The 17,809-nt window shown below is 47.5% G+C and carries 22 protein-coding genes; 7 read left to right on the forward strand and 15 right to left on the reverse strand.

What is annotated here, in order from left to right; all coding sequences use genetic code 11:
- Positions 1–78: 78 nt before the first annotated feature.
- From CLOSA_RS16920 to CLOSA_RS16940, 5 genes are all read right to left on the reverse strand, one after another.
- Positions 79–912, reverse strand: coding sequence for an undecaprenyl-diphosphate phosphatase (locus CLOSA_RS16920; protein ID WP_013273965.1), 834 nt, complete (start codon positions 910–912; stop codon positions 79–81).
- A 17-nt stretch (positions 913–929) separates the two neighbouring features.
- A complete protein-coding gene (gene ung / locus CLOSA_RS16925; RefSeq protein WP_013273966.1) occupies positions 930–1,604 on the reverse strand; it encodes a uracil-DNA glycosylase in 675 nt (224 codons plus the stop codon).
- Positions 1,605–1,674: 70 nt separating this feature from the next.
- Positions 1,675–2,436, reverse strand: a complete 762-nt coding sequence (hisF, locus tag CLOSA_RS16930; RefSeq protein WP_013273967.1) for an imidazole glycerol phosphate synthase subunit HisF — start codon at positions 2,434–2,436, stop codon at positions 1,675–1,677.
- 10 nt (positions 2,437–2,446) lie between these two features.
- On the reverse strand, positions 2,447–3,055 hold the full coding sequence (gene hisH / locus CLOSA_RS16935) for an imidazole glycerol phosphate synthase subunit HisH (protein ID WP_013273968.1): 609 nt from the start codon (positions 3,053–3,055) through the stop codon (positions 2,447–2,449).
- Positions 3,056–3,126: 71 nt separating this feature from the next.
- Positions 3,127–3,744, reverse strand: coding sequence for an SIR2 family NAD-dependent protein deacylase (locus CLOSA_RS16940; protein ID WP_013273969.1), 618 nt, complete (start codon positions 3,742–3,744; stop codon positions 3,127–3,129).
- A 248-nt stretch (positions 3,745–3,992) separates the two neighbouring features.
- Between CLOSA_RS16940 and CLOSA_RS16945 the strand changes: the two genes are divergently transcribed.
- Genes CLOSA_RS16945 through CLOSA_RS16955 form a run of 3 tightly spaced genes read left to right on the forward strand, consistent with a single transcriptional unit; the run spans position 3,993 to position 6,162 of the window.
- The gene (locus CLOSA_RS16945; protein WP_013273970.1) at positions 3,993–4,424 is read left to right on the forward strand and encodes a DUF4430 domain-containing protein; all 432 of its coding nucleotides are present in this window, start codon (positions 3,993–3,995) and stop codon (positions 4,422–4,424) included.
- Positions 4,421–4,942 (forward strand): hypothetical protein, encoded by a 522-nt coding sequence (locus CLOSA_RS16950; RefSeq protein ID WP_013273971.1) that lies wholly within the window; start codon positions 4,421–4,423, stop codon positions 4,940–4,942. The genes CLOSA_RS16945 and CLOSA_RS16950 overlap by 4 nt, the downstream gene beginning before the upstream one ends.
- Before the next feature lie 14 nt (positions 4,943–4,956).
- Positions 4,957–6,162, forward strand: a complete 1,206-nt coding sequence (locus CLOSA_RS16955; RefSeq protein ID WP_013273972.1) for a class I SAM-dependent rRNA methyltransferase — start codon at positions 4,957–4,959, stop codon at positions 6,160–6,162.
- Between the two features lie 32 nt (positions 6,163–6,194).
- Here CLOSA_RS16955 and CLOSA_RS16960 read toward each other — a convergent pair whose 3' ends face one another.
- From CLOSA_RS16960 to CLOSA_RS17005, 10 genes are all read right to left on the reverse strand, one after another.
- Positions 6,195–7,355: an aldo/keto reductase gene (locus CLOSA_RS16960; protein WP_013273973.1), complete on the reverse strand. Its 1,161-nt coding sequence runs from the start codon at positions 7,353–7,355 to the stop codon at positions 6,195–6,197.
- A gap of 264 nt (positions 7,356–7,619) precedes the next feature.
- Positions 7,620–8,492 (reverse strand): hypothetical protein, encoded by an 873-nt coding sequence (locus CLOSA_RS16965; RefSeq protein ID WP_013273974.1) that lies wholly within the window; start codon positions 8,490–8,492, stop codon positions 7,620–7,622.
- 17 nt (positions 8,493–8,509) lie between these two features.
- A complete protein-coding gene (locus CLOSA_RS16970) occupies positions 8,510–9,217 on the reverse strand; it encodes an ABC transporter ATP-binding protein (protein ID WP_013273975.1) in 708 nt (235 codons plus the stop codon).
- Complete coding sequence (locus tag CLOSA_RS16975) at positions 9,214–9,588, reverse strand: GntR family transcriptional regulator (protein ID WP_013273976.1); 375 nt, start codon at positions 9,586–9,588, stop codon at positions 9,214–9,216. Before CLOSA_RS16975 ends, CLOSA_RS16970 begins: the two co-directional genes overlap by 4 nt.
- Before the next feature lie 165 nt (positions 9,589–9,753).
- Positions 9,754–10,710, reverse strand: a complete 957-nt coding sequence (locus CLOSA_RS21880) for a polysaccharide deacetylase family protein (RefSeq protein ID WP_013273977.1) — start codon at positions 10,708–10,710, stop codon at positions 9,754–9,756.
- 192 nt (positions 10,711–10,902) lie between these two features.
- Positions 10,903–11,619, reverse strand: a complete 717-nt coding sequence (locus CLOSA_RS16985; RefSeq protein ID WP_013273978.1) for a PHP domain-containing protein — start codon at positions 11,617–11,619, stop codon at positions 10,903–10,905.
- Positions 11,600–11,950: a hypothetical protein gene (locus CLOSA_RS16990; protein WP_013273979.1), complete on the reverse strand. Its 351-nt coding sequence runs from the start codon at positions 11,948–11,950 to the stop codon at positions 11,600–11,602. The genes CLOSA_RS16985 and CLOSA_RS16990 overlap by 20 nt, the downstream gene beginning before the upstream one ends.
- Positions 11,928–13,340 (reverse strand): [Fe-Fe] hydrogenase large subunit C-terminal domain-containing protein, encoded by a 1,413-nt coding sequence (locus CLOSA_RS16995; RefSeq protein WP_013273980.1) that lies wholly within the window; start codon positions 13,338–13,340, stop codon positions 11,928–11,930. The genes CLOSA_RS16990 and CLOSA_RS16995 overlap by 23 nt, the downstream gene beginning before the upstream one ends.
- 136 nt (positions 13,341–13,476) lie before the next feature.
- Positions 13,477–13,899: an ATP-binding protein gene (locus CLOSA_RS17000; protein ID WP_013273981.1), complete on the reverse strand. Its 423-nt coding sequence runs from the start codon at positions 13,897–13,899 to the stop codon at positions 13,477–13,479.
- A complete protein-coding gene (locus CLOSA_RS17005) occupies positions 13,899–14,246 on the reverse strand; it encodes a DRTGG domain-containing protein (protein ID WP_013273982.1) in 348 nt (115 codons plus the stop codon). Before CLOSA_RS17005 ends, CLOSA_RS17000 begins: the two co-directional genes overlap by 1 nt.
- Positions 14,247–14,455: 209 nt before the next feature.
- Here CLOSA_RS17005 and CLOSA_RS17010 point away from each other — a divergent pair, with 209 nt between their 5' ends.
- The 4 genes from CLOSA_RS17010 (at position 14,456) to CLOSA_RS17025 (ending at position 17,805) form a co-directional block, all read left to right on the forward strand.
- Complete coding sequence (locus CLOSA_RS17010) at positions 14,456–14,950, forward strand: NADH-quinone oxidoreductase subunit NuoE family protein (protein WP_013273983.1); 495 nt, start codon at positions 14,456–14,458, stop codon at positions 14,948–14,950.
- 12 nt (positions 14,951–14,962) lie between these two features.
- The gene (locus CLOSA_RS17015; protein WP_041708689.1) at positions 14,963–15,520 is read left to right on the forward strand and encodes an ATP-binding protein; all 558 of its coding nucleotides are present in this window, start codon (positions 14,963–14,965) and stop codon (positions 15,518–15,520) included.
- 107 nt (positions 15,521–15,627) lie between these two features.
- Entirely contained in the window at positions 15,628–16,005 is a 378-nt protein-coding gene (locus tag CLOSA_RS17020) for a (2Fe-2S) ferredoxin domain-containing protein (protein WP_013273985.1), read from the forward strand.
- Between the two features lie 12 nt (positions 16,006–16,017).
- The gene (locus CLOSA_RS17025) at positions 16,018–17,805 is read left to right on the forward strand and encodes an NADH-quinone oxidoreductase subunit NuoF (RefSeq protein ID WP_013273986.1); all 1,788 of its coding nucleotides are present in this window, start codon (positions 16,018–16,020) and stop codon (positions 17,803–17,805) included.
- The last annotated feature ends 4 nt before the right edge of the window (positions 17,806–17,809 follow it).

The raw sequence follows: 17,809 nt of genomic DNA on the forward strand, positions 1-17,809 counted from the left end.
TTACCCTTATGGAGTATCATCCAAAAGAGAGTTGATTTCAGCATACGCTGATGATCAACTCTCTTTTCTTTCAACCCATTAACCAAGGAGTGCCGTAATGATAAAGTACAAAAGCACCACTGCTCCCAGAACAATTCTGTAATATCCGAAGAATTTAAAATCATGCTGTCTGATATATCCCATTAAAAACTTAATAGAATAAACAGAAACCACAAAAGCTATCACCATGCCTAAAACCAAATAGAATACCTGAGGTCCTGTAAAACTCAGTCCATATTTCACGATCTTTAAAAAGCTGGCTCCAAACATGATGGGAATTCCCAGAAAAAAGGAAAACTCTGCGGAGGCTGGCCTGGAGCATCCTAAGATCATGGCTCCCAAAATGGTGGAACCCGATCGGGAAGTACCCGGAATCAGGGACAAAAGCTGGAATAAGCCAATCCAGAGAGCCGTTTGATAAGAGATGTCCCCCACCTTCTGAACTTCAAAGCTCCGGTACTGGTTCCTGTTCTCAATGACGATAAATAATACGCCATAGAGGATCAGGGTCGCTGCCACCACATAACCGTTCATCAGATATTCATCAAGGATGTCATCCACCAGAAATCCAATCACTGCAGCAGGGATGCAGGCTAAAACGATTTTGGACCATAATATCAGGGTAGCCTGCTTCTGAACCGGTTTTTTCCTGACAGAAAAGGGATTGAGCTTATCAAAATACAGGACCAGCACTGCTAAAATGGCTCCCAGCTGGATCACTACCAGAAACATATTTTTAAAAGCCGTGGGCTGATTTAAGTGTATAATTTCATCCACAAGGATCATGTGACCCGTACTGCTTATGGGAAGCCACTCCGTAAAGCCCTCCACAATTCCCAATACTATTACTTTTAAAATCTCAATGATATTCATTCCTTTCCCCCTGTTTATTATATATTTTCAATCTGCCAGTCAATCGGCTCCAGCCCGTTGTCTTTTAAATAGGCATTGGTCCTGCTAAAGTGCCTGCATCCAAAAAATCCCCGGTAAGCGGAAAGCGGACTGGGATGAGGTGCTTCCAGAATTAAGTGCCTGGGGTTTGTGAGCATGGCCTTCTTGCTCTGAGCCGGACGTCCCCATAAAAGAAATACCATGGGCCGGTCCTGCTCATTTAAGATCTTAATGGCTGCATCTGTAAATGCTTCCCAGCCCATCCCCTGATGGGAATTGGCCGCATGGGCCCGCACCGTAAGGACTGTATTAAGCAGCATGACCCCCTGATCCGCCCATTTTTTCAAATATCCGTTGTTTGGGATTTCGCAACCCAAATCTTCCTTAAGTTCCTGATAAATGTTCACAAGAGAAGGCGGGATATCCACATCAGGCTTTACGGAAAAACACAGCCCGTGGGCCTGCCCATTATTATGATAAGGATCCTGCCCCAGAATCACTGCCTTTACCTTCGAAAGTGGGGTAAACTGAAATGCATTGAAAATGTCGTTTGGGTCCGGAAAAACCAAGGCCGTTTCATATTCATGCTTCACCTTCTGATAAAGTTCCCTGTAATATGGCTTTTTAAACTCTCCGCTTAAGGGATCCAGCCAGTCGTTCTCTATTGCTCCCATTTTTTCTCCTTTGTTTTTTCCCGGGAAAATCCTATTTTCCCATACTCCTGTTTTTGTTTTTCTTTCGGTCTTAAATCCTTACCGGTACTCCCATTTGGTCCAAAAACCGTTTTAATTCCATGATTTCCAGCTCCTTGTAATGGAAAAGAGACGCAGCCAGGGCCGCATCAGCCTTTCCTTTTGTCAGGGCACTGTAAAAATGGTCTATGGTGCCTGCACCTCCTGAAGCGATTACAGGCACAGAAACATGTTCCGCAATGATCCGGTTCAGTTCGTCATCATATCCGGCCTTGGTCCCGTCACAGTCCATGCTGGTAAGGAGAATCTCTCCTGCTCCCAGACTGTCCGCCTTTACGGCCCATTCCACCGCATCAAGCCCTGTATCCATCCGGCCTCCGTTCTTATAAACGTTCCAGCCGCTTCCATCTGCTCTCCTTCTGGCATCAATGGCAACCACAACGCACTGACGTCCGAACTTGCCGGCAGCATCAGAGATCAGCTCCGGAGTATGAATGGCTGAGGAATTAATGGATATCTTATCCGCACCTTCCCTTAACAGCATTTTAAAATCCTCTACCGTACGGATCCCGCCTCCAACGGTAAAGGGGATAAACACCTTTTCCGCCACCCGGCGGACCATCTCCACCACCGTATTCCGGTTATCGGAAGATGCAGTGATATCAAGAAATACCAGCTCATCGGCACCGGCCCTGTCATAAGCTGCTGCGATCTCCACCGGATCGCCTGCATCCTTTAAGTTCACAAAATTAACGCCCTTTACCACCCTTCCGTCTTTGACATCCAGGCATGGAATGATCCTCTTCGTAAGCATCCGGCACCTCCTAAGTCAGTTCAATGAAATTTTTAATAATCTTTAAACCGGTATCGCTGCTCTTTTCCGGATGAAATTGACAGGCAAAAAGGTTCCCCCGTTCCACAGATGCCCCGAACCTGACTCCGTACTCCGCGGATGCCGCCACATGGTCTTCCCTGTCTGCCTCTAAATAATATGAGTGGACAAAATACACATATGCCCCGGAATCTATCCCTTTGAAAAGTCTTGCGCCGGGCTTTATCTCCAGACGGTTCCACCCCATATGGGGAACTTTAAGCCCCTGCATATCCGGGAATCTCACAATCCTGCCGGGAAGCAGGGAAAGCCCTTTGACCCCTTCGCATTCCTCACTGCTATCAAAAAAGAGCTGAAGCCCTAAGCATATCCCAAGAAATGGTGTTCCCTTAGAAACCACCTGATGGATCACATCCACCAGTCCATACTGATGGAGCTTTTCCATTGCGTCTCCAAAGGCCCCCACACCAGGCAGAATCACCTTATCTGCAGAAAGGAGGACCTCCTTGTCCCGGCTCACCACCGGCATTTCCCCCAATGCGGTCAGGGCTTTCTCCACACTTTTCAAGTTTCCAGCATCGTAGTCGATTATTGCAATCATGGCCGTCACCTCTTTACGCCTTTTTTCAACATTTTAACACAGAGGCATACAATGTACAACGCAAAATATGACTATAAATTCCGAAAGAATTCCAGAGAATTTTCTGAAACACCAGCAGCCTTTCCCTTTACGGTCTCCGGAAGCTGGGATAGGCTTTCGTGGATCCGGTACATATATGCCTTTTTATTTATTGACACAGTCTTCTCAAAAGGCCAGCGGATCACCGTGGGAGTCTTAAAACCCACCCCCAGTTCCAAAACCAGAAGTCTTTTGTTAAGGGTCCCTGCCAGCCATGTTGTGTAGGCCTTCCACTGGGGAAGATAGCCCTCTTCTATGTAGTTCTCCGCCTCTATGGTATTGCCTGTAAGGGGAGCATTGCAATGGGGACAGATATCATTGAGTATCTCATCCGGTTCCCAGATATCCTTTGTACAGGATTTGGAGCACTGCCTCCATGTCACATTTCCGCAGGGCGCCACGATCCGGCTTTTTTCCAAAGTCGACTTAAATATCTCTCCATCAGTGACTGTGGTCACAATAAAATAGTCCTTATCCTTAATAAGCCTGTCCAGCTTTTCGTAAAGACTTTTCATATCCGGTACGCTTTCAGACTTCCATTCCTCTCCCATACCGATCAAAAGCTTTTCGCAAGCTTCTATTTCTCCTAAAATCCGTTCCTGATCAGTCATATGCATCCACCTTCTTTTCCTAACGTTTCCCATTAAGTATACATCAAAGGGGATTTTATGAAAAGATGGAAATTCTGTCCTTGCGGCCTCCCATGAATCTATGCTATACTAATCCATGCATTTAGTCAAATAACCTGGGCAAGCTGCAGAGTGTTTGGCCATTGCCGGATTTTTGAATCAGCCGGATATGCAGGCATATCCTCTTGATCCATTATCATGCAAATAATAAAAAAGGAAGTCAGCAGATTATGAATAAATTTAAGAGGCTTTCTCCCTTTTTGGGAGGCTGTGCTGCCATCGCGGTCCTGGCGCTGCTGTTGGTCATATATACCCTGACAAAACCGGTTCCCATGGCCGGAACAAAAAGCATTTCCATTGAAGTGGTATATGAAAACGGGGTAAAGGACCACTACCAGATCACTACGGAAGCGCAGTTTCTGTTAGAGGCACTGAATTCCGTACCAAATTTTCAAATCGACGGAACCACTACTGAAGAACTGGGCCTTATGGTCACCACGATTAACGGAAAACGGGCAGACTACCAAAAGGACGGCGCCTACTGGGCTTTGCTCTGCGACGGGGAACCCTGCAGCTATGGAGTGAGCCGGCAAGCCATCAAGGATGGCGAGCTATACACCTTTCAATATACCCTGTCCTCTGAGGAAAACAAAAAATCATGAAAAACCATTTCCTGCTTACCACCAGGGAGCTGGTATTGGATGCACTGCTTTCAGCCCTTTTATTTGTCAGCCAGGCAGGCTTGTCCTGGCTGCCTAACGTAGAACTGGTATCCTTGCTTCTCATTTTATACACCCTGGTATTCCGCAAACACGTATGGCTCATCCTGTACGTGTTTGTTGTATTGGAAGGTCTTGTCTACGGTTTCGGCCCCTGGTGGTTTTCTTATTTATATGTGTGGCCCATTCTTCCCGGCGCCGTATTCCTAATCTATAAAAACAAGACTCCAAAGCCCTTTGGAATATCCCTGCTTTCCGCTATCTTTGGAATGCTGTTCGGATTATTCTGCTCCGGATTCTACCTTATTGCCGGAGGCATCGGCGGAGCCCTCACCTGGTGGACGGCAGGGATCCCGTATGATATCGTCCACGGAACCAGCAATTTCTTTCTGTCCCTCGTATTGTTTCAGCCGTTATACCGGCTGCTCACCACATTAAAACGAGATCTATTACAGCGATAAAGGAGTTTATGCTTATGGAAACTGCAACCGTAAAATTAAAAAAAGGAGAAGGCCGCTCTTTAAAAGCCGGCGGCCCGTGGATCTATGACAATGAAATTGATGCCATCACCGGAGATTATACCAACGGGGATATGGTATCCGTAGAAGACTTTGACGGCTATTTCCTGGGCCATGGCTTCATTAATACCAATTCCAAGCTCACCGTCCGCATCATGTCCCGGAAAAAAGATGCGGCAGTAGACGAAGACTTTCTGGAAATGAGGGTCCGCAATGCCTGGGAATACCGGAAGGCAACCGTGGATACATCCTGCTGCCGCCTGATATTCGGGGAGGCCGACTTCCTTCCTGGAATCGTGGTTGACAAGTTCGGCCATGTCCTTGTGGTGGAATCCCTGGCCCTTGGCATTGACCGCCTTAAGCCTGTGATACTGGAAAAACTGAAAAAAGTTCTAAAAGAGGATGGCATAGAAATACAGGGGATCTACGAGCGAAGCGACGCCAAGGTCCGCCTTCAGGAAGGTATGGAGCGGATAAAAGGATTCATCGGCCCCTCCTTTGACACAAAGGTGGAGATCACGGAAAATGGAGTCAAGTACTTAGTTGACGTCCAGGATGGACAGAAAACAGGATTTTTCCTTGACCAGAAATACAACCGTCTTGCCATCCAGCGCCTTTGCAAGGACAAGCGGGTTCTTGACTGCTTCACCCACACCGGTTCCTTTGCACTAAACGCCGGTATTGCCGGAGCAAGGGAAGTCCTTGGCGTGGATGCCTCGGAGCTTGGCATTGCCCAGGCAAAGGAAAACGCCGAATTAAACGGATTATCTCACCGGGTGGCCTTTCAGTGTGCCGATGTTTTTGAGCTTCTTCCTGAGCTTGAGAAAAACGGGGAGAAATTCGATGTGGTGATCCTGGACCCTCCTGCTTTCACAAAATCCAGGAATTCTGTGAAAAATGCAGTAAAAGGCTACCGGGAAATCAACCTGCGGGGCATGAAACTGGTCAAAGACGGCGGCTATTTAGCCACCTGCTCCTGCTCTCATTTCATGACTCCTGAGCTTTTCACCAAAACCATCCGGGAGGCAGCCGCAAACGTCCACAAACGCCTGCGCCAGGTGGAATACAGGACCCAGGCCGCCGACCATCCTATTCTATGGGCAGGAGAAGAGACTTCCTATTACCTGAAATTTTACATTTTCCAGGTCTGTGACGAGAAATAACCGGAATTCACCTGACTTTGAAGCATTTGGGATCAAACTGGAAAGGTTCTCCCTTTCCCCAGCAGCGAGGCGGCTTCCATCATATTTTTTATGATGGGTACACCAAACGGACAGCGTTCTTCGCAGCTGCCGCATGCGACACACTCATCCCCCCCATGAAGAAGGCTTTGATAATGGGAACGTATGGAGGGCGGGACAGCTTCTTGATCAAGCCGTGCAATATCCAGGTATTTGTTGACAGCGGCAATCTCTATTCCAGAGGGGCAAGGCTGGCAATGTCCGCAATAGACGCAATTTCCCTGAAAGACACTATGCACTTCGTTATAAATCCAGGTATAATCCTTTTCAGTATCAGCCGCTAAAAGGTAACTCATGGTGTCACTCACTTCATCCCTTGTTTTACAGCCTGCCAGAACGCTGGCCACCGCTGGCCTTGAGAGTGCATAATGGATACACTGCGGCGGAGTCATGGGCCTGCTGTAAGGCGTATGTTCCGGTGAAAGCAGTTTGCCGCCGCCATAGGTTTTCATCACGGTAATTCCAATTTGCTTTTGGTTACAAAGCTTATATAATTCCGCACGTATGGGATCAATTCCGTTAAATGCCCCTGACTGGAAGCCATGATCAAGACATTCAAAAATGCTCGCCTGGGATGAGAGCATATCAAAGGCAGGATTAATGCTGAACATCATCATCTCCGGCACTCCAGTGTGAATGACCTTCATTGCGGTTTCAGGATTGTGAGAGCTAAAACCAATATGCCTGATATCGCCTTGCTGTTTCAGCCGCTCCACATATGCGGCAAAATCCGTCTCAAAAACATTTTTATAGTCCTGCTCCGAATCAATAAAAAACATCATTCCAAAATCTATGTAGCCGAAAATCTTCAGCAGTTCTTCAAAATACCGCTTCACCACAGGCAAGTCACGACTGATATCGTACTGCATATTTAGATTCGTGGAACCGATATGTCCTTGCAGCATCACCTGGTCACGCCTATTGCCAAGCGCTTTTGCAATGTTTTCACGCACTTCTGTGCCGGGCATAAAAACATCCATAAGATTAACGCCATGCTCAAGTGCGGCATCAATGGTTTCCTTTACCTGATCATATGACTTTCCGTCAAGATGTTCGCACCCAAGGCCAATCACACTTGCTTGTTTGCCGGTTTTCCCGATCTCTCTGTATTCCATATCATTACCCCCTAATTTGAATTATCTAAAGCCCTTTCGCAAATTATAAGCATTATGAATCATTATAACGGTTATATCAACACATGTAAATATAGAAGTCCAGATATGGGCTGGCCCTATGAAACAGTACTGCTATTCCTGAAAATAACGTTCATATAGCAGGCTGGAGTTTATAAAGCATACCGCCCAATCAATTCGTTTCTAATTAATTGGGCGGTATGCTTTGGATGATTTTTCAAATGATTAATAAGATTCTGTTTTCAATTACTCCAGATTAAGCCGCTTAGACAAGATACGTTCCGTGCCGAAAAAGAATATTGCCAGCTGGATTGCACTGTAAATAATTGAACCAAGGAAGGTCGTGTGGAGAACAAAGGCCATCCCCTGTACGTCAGGCATTGTTTCGATCATACGGAAAAATGATTGAAAAGCCGGTACTTTTGACAGTACGATCATTCCTAAGCCGTTAATAAAGCTAAATAGCATAGAAATTGCAATAAAGGCCACAACAGACATCATCACGCGGTGCTTGTTTGAAAGGTGCCCCAGCGCCATGGAAAAATACATATGGTAAAGCTTCACCAGTCCGCTTACAATGATAACAACCATCAGCTCAAATACAAGCAGCGGCCAGGACGGAACCTGAGCAAATCCCCGGTTGACCGCAGCCCATATCTGGGGATCGGTCAATGCCGTAAAAAATTTGGCGGGACCCACAGTGCCCAGAACCAGTATAAAAATTGATAAGAATGCCGTAAAAGCACTGGCCAGGGACATTCCAAATGCAACCGTACCTTTTGCTGCAACCAGCTGCCAGGGCTTCACCGGCAGGGTAAACATCAAATAGCCTTCATCGCAAAGAAGTCCTTTGTAAAATCTCTGAATGACGATGATCAGTGTCAGTACACTCAGCGCCACCAGAACACCAAAGTAAGCGATCACGGAGACCGTCTGAATCAGTCTGAGAAGACCACGGCCAAAGCTGAGACCAGTCATCAGCCCGTCATAATAGCCATTGGCCAGGGAGCCGATTCCCATAAACGCATTAAGTATGGATATGACGATAACCGCCAGATAAATAGGCGCAAGCGTGCGCGCAATGGATTTAAATTCGTATTTGCAAAGTTTGCCAAACATTTTGTTTCCTCCTTTTGTTAGCTGCCGTAGGCGAAGATTTCGCGGAACAGCTGGTCCACCGATTTCCCTTCCTGCTCCCGGATGTTATCCACCGTATCGTGGCGCACAACCTTTCCGTTTTGCAGGAAAATGGCCTCATCCAGCACACGCTCAATGTCGGAAATCAAATGTGTGGAAAGCATGACAGTGCCATTATCACTATAGTTGGTCAGAATCGTGTTCAGGATGAAATCACGGGCTGCCGGATCTACGCCCCCGATCGGCTCATCAAGAAGATACAGCTGTGCCTTGCGGCTCATGATGAGTGCAAGCTGCACCTTTTCCTTGGTACCCTTTGACATGGTCTTCATCCGGTCATTGGGACGGATGCCAAGGGCCGTAAACATCTCCATTGCCTTTGCCCGGTCAAAATCCCCATAAAAATCCGCAAAAAAGTCAGTCAAATCGCAGGCTTTCATCCAGTCTGCAAAATACATGCGGTCCGGCAGGTAAGAGATGACTGACTTGGATTCCACACCAGGTCCATTGCCGTTTATCTCCAGAGTACCGGAGGTAGGCTGTAAAAGCCCGCACAAAAGTTTGATAAAAGTAGTTTTGCCTGAGCCGTTTGGACCCAGAAGACCGATGATGCGTCCACGTCCAACCGTCAGATCGATATGGTCAAGCGCGGGCTTTGTACCATAAATCTTAGTAAGACCGCGGGCAGTAATTAGTTCCTGGTTCATATAGATTCCTCCTCTTTATTCCATGTTGCAAGCAGCTGCCGGGTTTGTTCATCGGTATAGCCCAGGGCACGCATAGATGCAAGAAATTCATCCATTCGCATATAGGCAAGCTCCTCACGCACGGTACGGATCAGTGACAGATCCTCTGTAACGATCCGTCCTGCTGTGCGGCGAGTTTCTACCAGCCCCCTGCTTTCCAGCTCTGCCAGTGCACGCTGCATCGTATTGGGATTGACACTTGCCTCGCTGGCCAGTGCACGCACTGTAGGTACATCCGTGCCGGATGCATATATGCCGGATACAATGCGTAACGTAAGCTGATCCACAAGCTGTATCCAGATTGGCCGGTCATCAGTTAGTTTCCAGGTCATGATAGCGCCTCCTTCTTTGTACTGTTGTATTAGGTTATTAATACAATAATACAATCAATCCGTGTAAATGTCAATTCAATTTTAAAAAAAGTTTGAACACCCTTATTTAGGAGTGCTCAAACTTTTTCAGTTCCTTAAGAATATCTGTAGCTTTCCATTCAGCCTTTATGGATAAAAATGAAAATAAACTCCCCCCGGGGAGGCTCCTCCCCGCAAGGCTGCCATCTCACTTACCGTAACCAGCTGATAACCTGCCTCCGAAAGCCTTGGGATTATTTCAAGGGCAGCTGCCCCGCTTTGGGAATAAAGCTCATGCATGAGAACAATATCCCCGTCACGTATCTGACTCATAACCGCATTTACCGTCTTTGCCGCATTCCTTGTCTTCCAGTCCCGGGTATCAATACTCCACATGATGACAGGTGCCTGGGCATTTGCAAGAACAGCAGCATTTTTTGCCCCTCCCGGAGGCCTGACCAAAGAGGGCCTTACACCGCAGACAGCCTGTACCGTGTCATTGCATCGATTGATCTGCCTCTGAATCTGGGCACCGCTTAACTTGGTCAGGTTTTTATGCTCATAGGTGTGATTGCCGATTTCATGGCCTTCTGCGGCAATACGCTGCATTTCCGCCCCATAAGCGGGTACCCGGCTGCCCACCACGAAAAACGTGGCCTTTCCTCCATACTGGGCCAGACAATCCATGATCTGATTACCCACAGGAGCAAAAGGCCCGTCATCAAAGGTCAAAGCCACCATGGGTTTTGAAGGGTCGATCTGACGTCCTGCGGGTACCTGCTCCTGGCTTTCCAAAGAAGCATCCTGCTGCCCCTCCGCCTCAGTTCCTGCAATTTCCTCCTGAGCCTGTGAGCGGTTCTCTCCCTCATCTCCGGCTCCGTCTTCTCCCTGCTTTCCCGGTTGGCTTAAAATATTTCCATTCTCATCCACCCACCTGGCCACACCCGGACCCAGGTTTTCATCTATCCAGCCATTCCGTACTTCCGATGTTTCCTGGCCTGATGCCGTTTCATCCGCCATGGAAGGAAACGGCGTAGCCGGTACGAACGCTGTCACAAGTGCCACGGTCAACAGGCCGAAGCCCCATTGTAATAGTTTTTTCATGTCTTATTTCTCCTTTCCCTATGATTGCCCATGTATTTGGGGCTAACAGAGATACCCGCAGGGTATTTCCAATTATAGCCCATGACTTTTGGGCATACAGGAATAACCCCAGGGTGTTTCCCTGTTACTAACCACTACTATACAGGAAACAGGAAGAAATTGGAAGAATATTTGAAAACTTATATTAAATTCCTAAGGATGCAAAAGTGCCTGTACCACTGCTTCCCTGGTTTTTTCCATTGCCTCTATGGTAAGCCGGGGCTCATGGATGTCTTCCAGATAATGGGCATCAGAATTGCTTATGATCCGGCACTCTTCCAGATACGGATTCCTTTTTTTTAGCTCATGGAGCTTGGAAAGATCCTTTACCTCAGCAATGGTAAACTGGCTGTCCGGGGGGACAAACCCCAGGTTGGAGATCAGGCTGTTGGCTGACTTGTCAAGATGGGCCGGAAACATGACGCCTCCATATGATCTTACCAGATCCCACAGTCCATCAAAGGAGATATCCACACTGTTAATAAGAAGATTGGGAACTGTCCCGCATACTACATCTTCTTTATTATATATCTGCTGCTTTCCAAATATTTCCTCCTTATTGGGGAAGGGAATCAACCGTTCATACACATATTCATCAAACTCCATGGCCCTGGAAAGACTTGAAAACAGACACACCGCATGTACCTCCTCTGACGTACAGATTTCCATACCAGGCAATGCAAGGATTCCGTATTCCTCCGCAAAATGGAGCACGGCAGGACAGTTTTTACAGGAGTTATGATCTGTCACTGCAATCACATCAAGCCCTTTTAAGGCAGCCATCCCAGCAATATTGGCCGGTGTCATATCATCATCCCCGCACGGTGATAAGCAGGAATGAATGTGAAGATCATAACTGAGATTTATCATGAGGAAGCCTTTGATAGATCAGCAGAGCGGCTTCAAAGATCGGAAGCTCAGTTTTTAATACAGTGATCTCCTGATCCGCCGCTTTTTTCACAGCCGCCTCGTCAAGGGCGGCTCCCTCTGCCATGATAAGGCAGGCCGCATCTGTAAGAGAAGCAACTGCAAGGGTATTCATATTTCCCATCACCGTCACCCATGCACACCCTTCGGTTGCCTTGCCCATTGCAATGCTTAACAAATCACAGCAAAACGGCTTTTTAATTTCACGGTCAAGCGCTTCTCCTGCATTGACCAATTCAAATAGATTGCTGTCAATCAATTCCTTTACCGTCATTTCGGTTCCTCCCGTCTTTTCTGTCAAGCTGAGTCATTTCATCGGAAATCCTTTGGATGTATTTGGACATGACCTTGAATTTCTCATAGCTGTCGCTGTCTCCTTCCACGATATCAGCCGCCAGCCTGGAGACCTCCTCCGACAGCTTATGAACATTGTCCCTGAGGAAATAAACACAGTCCGATTCCACCGCTTCTCCCCGGACTATATCCTCTGCCAGTGCCTTGCAGGTAGGCGCACCGCAGGAGCCGCAGTCCAGGCCGGGAAACTTCTTTAGAAGCCTTTCCACCTGGTTTAGCCTGGCAAAGCTTTCCATCATGGTTTCCCCTAAATTAAACACCGGTTCATACTGGACCTCATTGGTCCACTTTACCAGCTCTTCGGCCCCTGCATGCATATGGCTTCTTGCCACCGGCATGTATTTCCGGAGCCGTTTTAACTTTACTTCTGCCACATACGGGTTTTCCACCGTAAGAACACCGCCTACGCAGCCTCCATTGCAGGCGTTAAGCTCTACAAATTTCAGATTGGTAAATTTCTGGTCCTCCATGTCCTCAAGGACCCGTATCACATTTTCAATTCCATCTGCTGCTAAGTAATCCTCGGTAAACAGGCCGCTTGCCTCTCCTCCGCTTCGTCCCCAGCTGACTCCGATCTTTCCTGAAGTCCCGATCTCCGGCGGATCCTCTCCCACCGCTTTCATACAGGACAAAAGCCTGGGATATAAATCCTTTATGGCAAGGACCTTATCCACTTCACTGTGCTCCGTGCCTAGGGGGGACTTCACATATGTGACCTTGGAAGGACAGGGGGAAATAAAAATGATCCCGATCTTATCTCTATCTAGTCCGGTCTTTTCCATGGCCTTCTGAGCCGCAAGGATGGCCGCCACCTCCACCGGCGGATTTAAAGGCAGCAGATTGGGAATCAGGTTTGGAAACCGGACCCGGATGAGCCGGACCACAGAAGGGCAGGCAGTGCTGATGGCCGGAAGCTTGTCCGGATTTTCGCTTAAATACTCCCTGGTAGCTTCACTCACCAGCTCCGCCGCCGCACTTACTTCAAATACATCATCAAAACCCATCATAAGAAGGGCATTTAAAACAATATTCACATCATCCAGATTGTTAAACTGGCTGTAAAGGGATGGCGGCGGCAAGGCCACCGTATATTCATATTGCTTTAAGACCTCCAGCTTATCATAGGTAGCATGTTTCGCATGATGAGGACATACCCGGATGCACTCTCCGCAGTCTATACAGAATTTGCTGTTGATCTGTGCCTTCCCGTTTCTCACTCTGATCGCCTGGGTAGGGCACCGTTTGATACAATTAATACATCCCATGCAAAGCTCTTCATCAAGCCTTACCGAATGATAAAATTTATCCACTTTTATCCCTCATTTCCATGTTATTGCTCATGGCCTTCCGGCAGAGCCTCCCCCGCTTGGTCGGGTGCAAGGTATCCCCAAGGGTGTTTTACGCCGTTTCCGCGTTTCGACGCCGCTCCATCTATGATGAAGCATCTTATATATTCACTACCATGCGAATGGTGGTTCCTTTTCCTATCACTGTATGGATCTCCATAGCATCCGAATATTTTTTCATATTGGGAAGTCCCATTCCGGCTCCAAAGCCAAGGGAACGAACTGCATCCGGTGCCGTGGAGTAGCCAGCCTGCATGGCCAGACCAATATCCGGTATACCCGGACCTACATCATCAAGGATCATCTCGATCCGGTCCGGGGTAATGTTGACGGTTATGTCCCCGCCCTTTGCATGAATCACCATGTTGATCTCTCCTTCATACATGGCAATGGCCACCTTGCGCACTGCTTCCGGGGTGACCCCCATCTTTTTCAGCTTGCTTTTCACATCACTGCTGGCTTCTCCCGCCCTGGTAAAATCATCGGGAGAAATGCTGTAATGGAAGGTTATCATATCCGTCATCAAATGGCACCTCCATGAAGCCCGGCCTCATAAAGCATACCGCAGGCAGAAAACATCCGGTGTCCTGTGGACAGGATGATAATGCCTCTCTCATCCGCCATCTGCAGCATGGACTCATCCGGCTTTTTGCCTCTGACGAACACAATACAGACAATGTCCAGCATCTCTGCCGTACGGATCACCTGAGGATTGCACAGTCCCGTAAGAAGGACTGAATGATCTTTGGAAAACGCCAGTACATCGCTCATCATATCGGAACCGCAGGCACTGAGGACCTTCTCATCCAAATGATCCTCACCTGCCAGAACCCGGGCACCCAGGATATCTCTCACATCTCTTACTGTCATATTGATGTTCTCCTCTCCTTCATTCACTCTATTCAAACAATTCGCACTATTATTGATGATTATACCATAAATAGGCCTGCAGGTATAGAAATATTATACGGAAGGTTTGTTATTTTTTTGTCGAATATTGATTAAACTATAGATTTTTTCTCAATAACATGTTAGAATATCAGATACATTGCATAAGCAACATTTAAGGAGGTTATCAAATGGCTTGTAAAACACAAGGCGTCCAGTTTAATGGGACAAAAGAGCAGGAAATAGCTTTAAAAGAAGTGATTGCCCTGCTAAGAGACACAAAAGGATCTCTGATGCCTATCATGCAAAAGGCGCAGGAGATTTATGGCTATCTTCCAATCGAAGTCCAGACCATGATTTCTGACGAAACGGGCATACCGCTTGAGAAAATTTATGGTGTTGCAACCTTTTATGCCCAGTTCGCGCTTCAGCCCAAGGGAAAGTACCAGATATCTGTCTGTCTTGGAACTGCATGCTATGTAAAGGGTTCTGGAGACATCTTCCATAAGCTTGAAGAAATCCTCGGGATCACCAACGGCGAATGTACACCTGACGGAAAGTTTTCACTTGATTCCTGCCGCTGCGTAGGGGCCTGTGGCCTGGCTCCCGTCATGATGGTGAACGGAGAGGTTTACGGAAGGCTGAGTGCTGATGACGTTCCTGATATTCTTGCGAAATATGAATAAAAAATTACGCTTATGATGACAGAGATTTCTTTAAATATTCTGGATTTGGCAGAAAATTCCACACGGGCAGGTGCCGCCCTGGTTACCATTCTCATTTCCATAGATATAGCTGCAGATAAACTGACCGTCATCTTGAAAGACAACGGCTGCGGCATGACTAGGGAGCAGGTAGCTCAGGTCACAGATCCATTTTTCACCACCAGAGGAACAAGAAACGTGGGCCTTGGCGTCCCATTTTTCAAATATGCGGCGGAAAGTACAGGCGGATGCTTTTCCATTGAGTCAGAGCCTGGCGCCGGAACAGTGGTTACCGCTGTTTTTGGACTGTCCCATATTGACCGCATGCCCCTTGGTGATATAAACAGTACCATAGTAACTCTTATCACCTGTCATCCGGATACAGATTTTCTCTATATCTATCGTTATAACGAAGCGTCATTTGAGCTGGACACCAGAGATTTCCGCAAAATTTTAGGGGATATCCCCTTTGACACTCCGGAGGTATCGGCTTACATAAAAGAATATCTCAGTGAAAACAAATTGGAAACAGACGGAGGCGCGGCCGTTTAGGCCCGTCAGATCAAGGTTGATGAAGCATTCAGCCTTGGGTTTGTGAATCAACCGGATATGAAGCCATATCTTTTTGATTCATCAGTATGCAAAATTGGAGGAATAACATGAAGACTCTTGAAGAATTAAAAGCAATTCGTGAAAAGATGCAGGGTCAGGTCAGCATGCGGGGCGAGGATCACGGACGCACACGCATTCTGGTTGGCATGGCTACATGCGGAATTGCCAGCGGAGCAAGACCTGTTCTTAATACATTGTCAAACCTGGTTCAGGAAAATCATATGACAGACCGTTTTTCCGTTACCCAGACCGGATGTATCGGTTTATGCCAGTATGAACCAATCGTTGAGATCCTGGAACCTGGAAAAGATAAAATTACTTATATAAAAATGACCCCGGAAAAAGCAGAAGAAGTTTACAAAGAGCATTTACTGGGCGGTCATGTAGTTCAAAACTATACGTTAGCTTCTGCTGACATCAAATAAGGAGGAAACAGGATGTATCGTTCACATGTATTAGTTTGCGGCGGCACAGGATGTACTTCCTCCGGAAGCCAGCAGATTATGGTTAAATTAAGAGATGAATTAAAAGGACAGGGTCTGGATCAGGAAGTATCCGTTGTACAGACCGGCTGCCACGGCCTTTGTGCCTTAGGCCCCATTATGATCATTTATCCCGATGCTACCTTCTATGCCATGGTAAAGGAAGAGGATATTTCTGAAATTGTATCCGAGCACTTATTAAAAGGACGTCCGGTGGAAAGACTTCTTTATGATGAGACCGTGACTCCTGCAGGAATCAAAGCCTTAAGTGATACGGATTTCTATAAAAAACAGCACCGGATCGCCCTGCGCAACTGCGGCGTCATCAACCCGGAAGAAATTGAAGAATACATCGGAACCGGCGGATACCAGGCTCTTGGAAAGGTTCTTACGGAGATGACTCCCGATGAAGTGATCCAGGTCCTCTTAGACAGCGGATTAAGAGGCCGGGGCGGCGCAGGCTTCCCGACCGGCCTTAAATGGAAGCTGGCCAGTCAAAATGATGCGGACCAGAAGTATGTCTGCTGCAACGCAGATGAGGGAGACCCAGGTGCATTCATGGACCGTTCCGTATTAGAGGGCGATCCTCATGCACTTTTGGAGGCCATGACCATTGCAGGCTACGCCATCGGTGCTTCCCAGGGCTACATCTACGTGCGTGCCGAGTACCCCATCGCTGTACAGCGTTTGAAAATAGCAATCGAACAGGCCAGAAAGATGGAGCTTTTAGGAGATGATATCTTTGGATCAGGATTTTCCTTTAACATTGACCTTCGTTTAGGTGCCGGTGCATTCGTATGCGGCGAAGAGACAGCCCTCATGGTTTCCATCGAAGGCAACCGAGGAGAGCCAAGGCCACGGCCTCCGTTCCCGGCGCAGAAAGGTTTGTTTGGCAAACCAACCATTTTAAATAACGTGGAAACTTATGCAAATATCCCGCAGATCATCTTAAATGGCCCGGAATGGTTCGCTTCCATGGGTACAGAAAAGTCCAAGGGAACGAAAGTATTCGCTTTGGGCGGCAAGATCCACAATACCGGACTGGTGGAGGTTCCCATGGGAACCACCCTTCGTGAGATCATCGAGGAGATCGGCGGCGGCATTCCTAACGGAAAGAAGTTCAAGGCGGCTCAGACCGGAGGACCATCCGGCGGCTGTATCCCGGTAGAGCATTACGACATTCCCATTGATTATGACAACCTGATTTCCATCGGCTCCATGATGGGCTCCGGCGGTCTGATCGTTATGGATGAAACCGACTGTATGGTTGACATCGCTAAATTCTTCCTGGAATTCACGGTGGAAGAATCCTGCGGCAAATGTACCCCATGCCGTATCGGTACAAAGCGTATGCATGAAATCCTTGACAAGATTACCAAGGGACAGGCAACACTGGAAGATTTGGACCGTCTGGAAGAGCTTTGCTATTACGTAAAAGAAAACTCTGCCTGCGGACTTGGACAGACAGCGCCAAACCCGGTTCTGTCGACCCTTAAATTCTTCCGCGACGAATACAATGCCCATATTGTTGACAAGACATGTCCTGCCGGTGTGTGCAAAGCGCTGCTCTCCTACTATATTGATGCTGAGAAATGCAAGGGCTGTACTCTTTGTGCAAGAAACTGCCCGGTGAACGCCATCTCCGGTTCCGTTAAGAACCCACATGTCATTGATCCTGAGAAGTGTATCAAGTGCGGCGTATGTATGGAGAAATGTAAATTTGACGCTGTCTACAAGAAATAATGGA

The organism is [Clostridium] saccharolyticum WM1, assembly GCF_000144625.1.
Lineage (GTDB): Bacteria > Bacillota > Clostridia > Lachnospirales > Lachnospiraceae > Lacrimispora > Lacrimispora saccharolytica.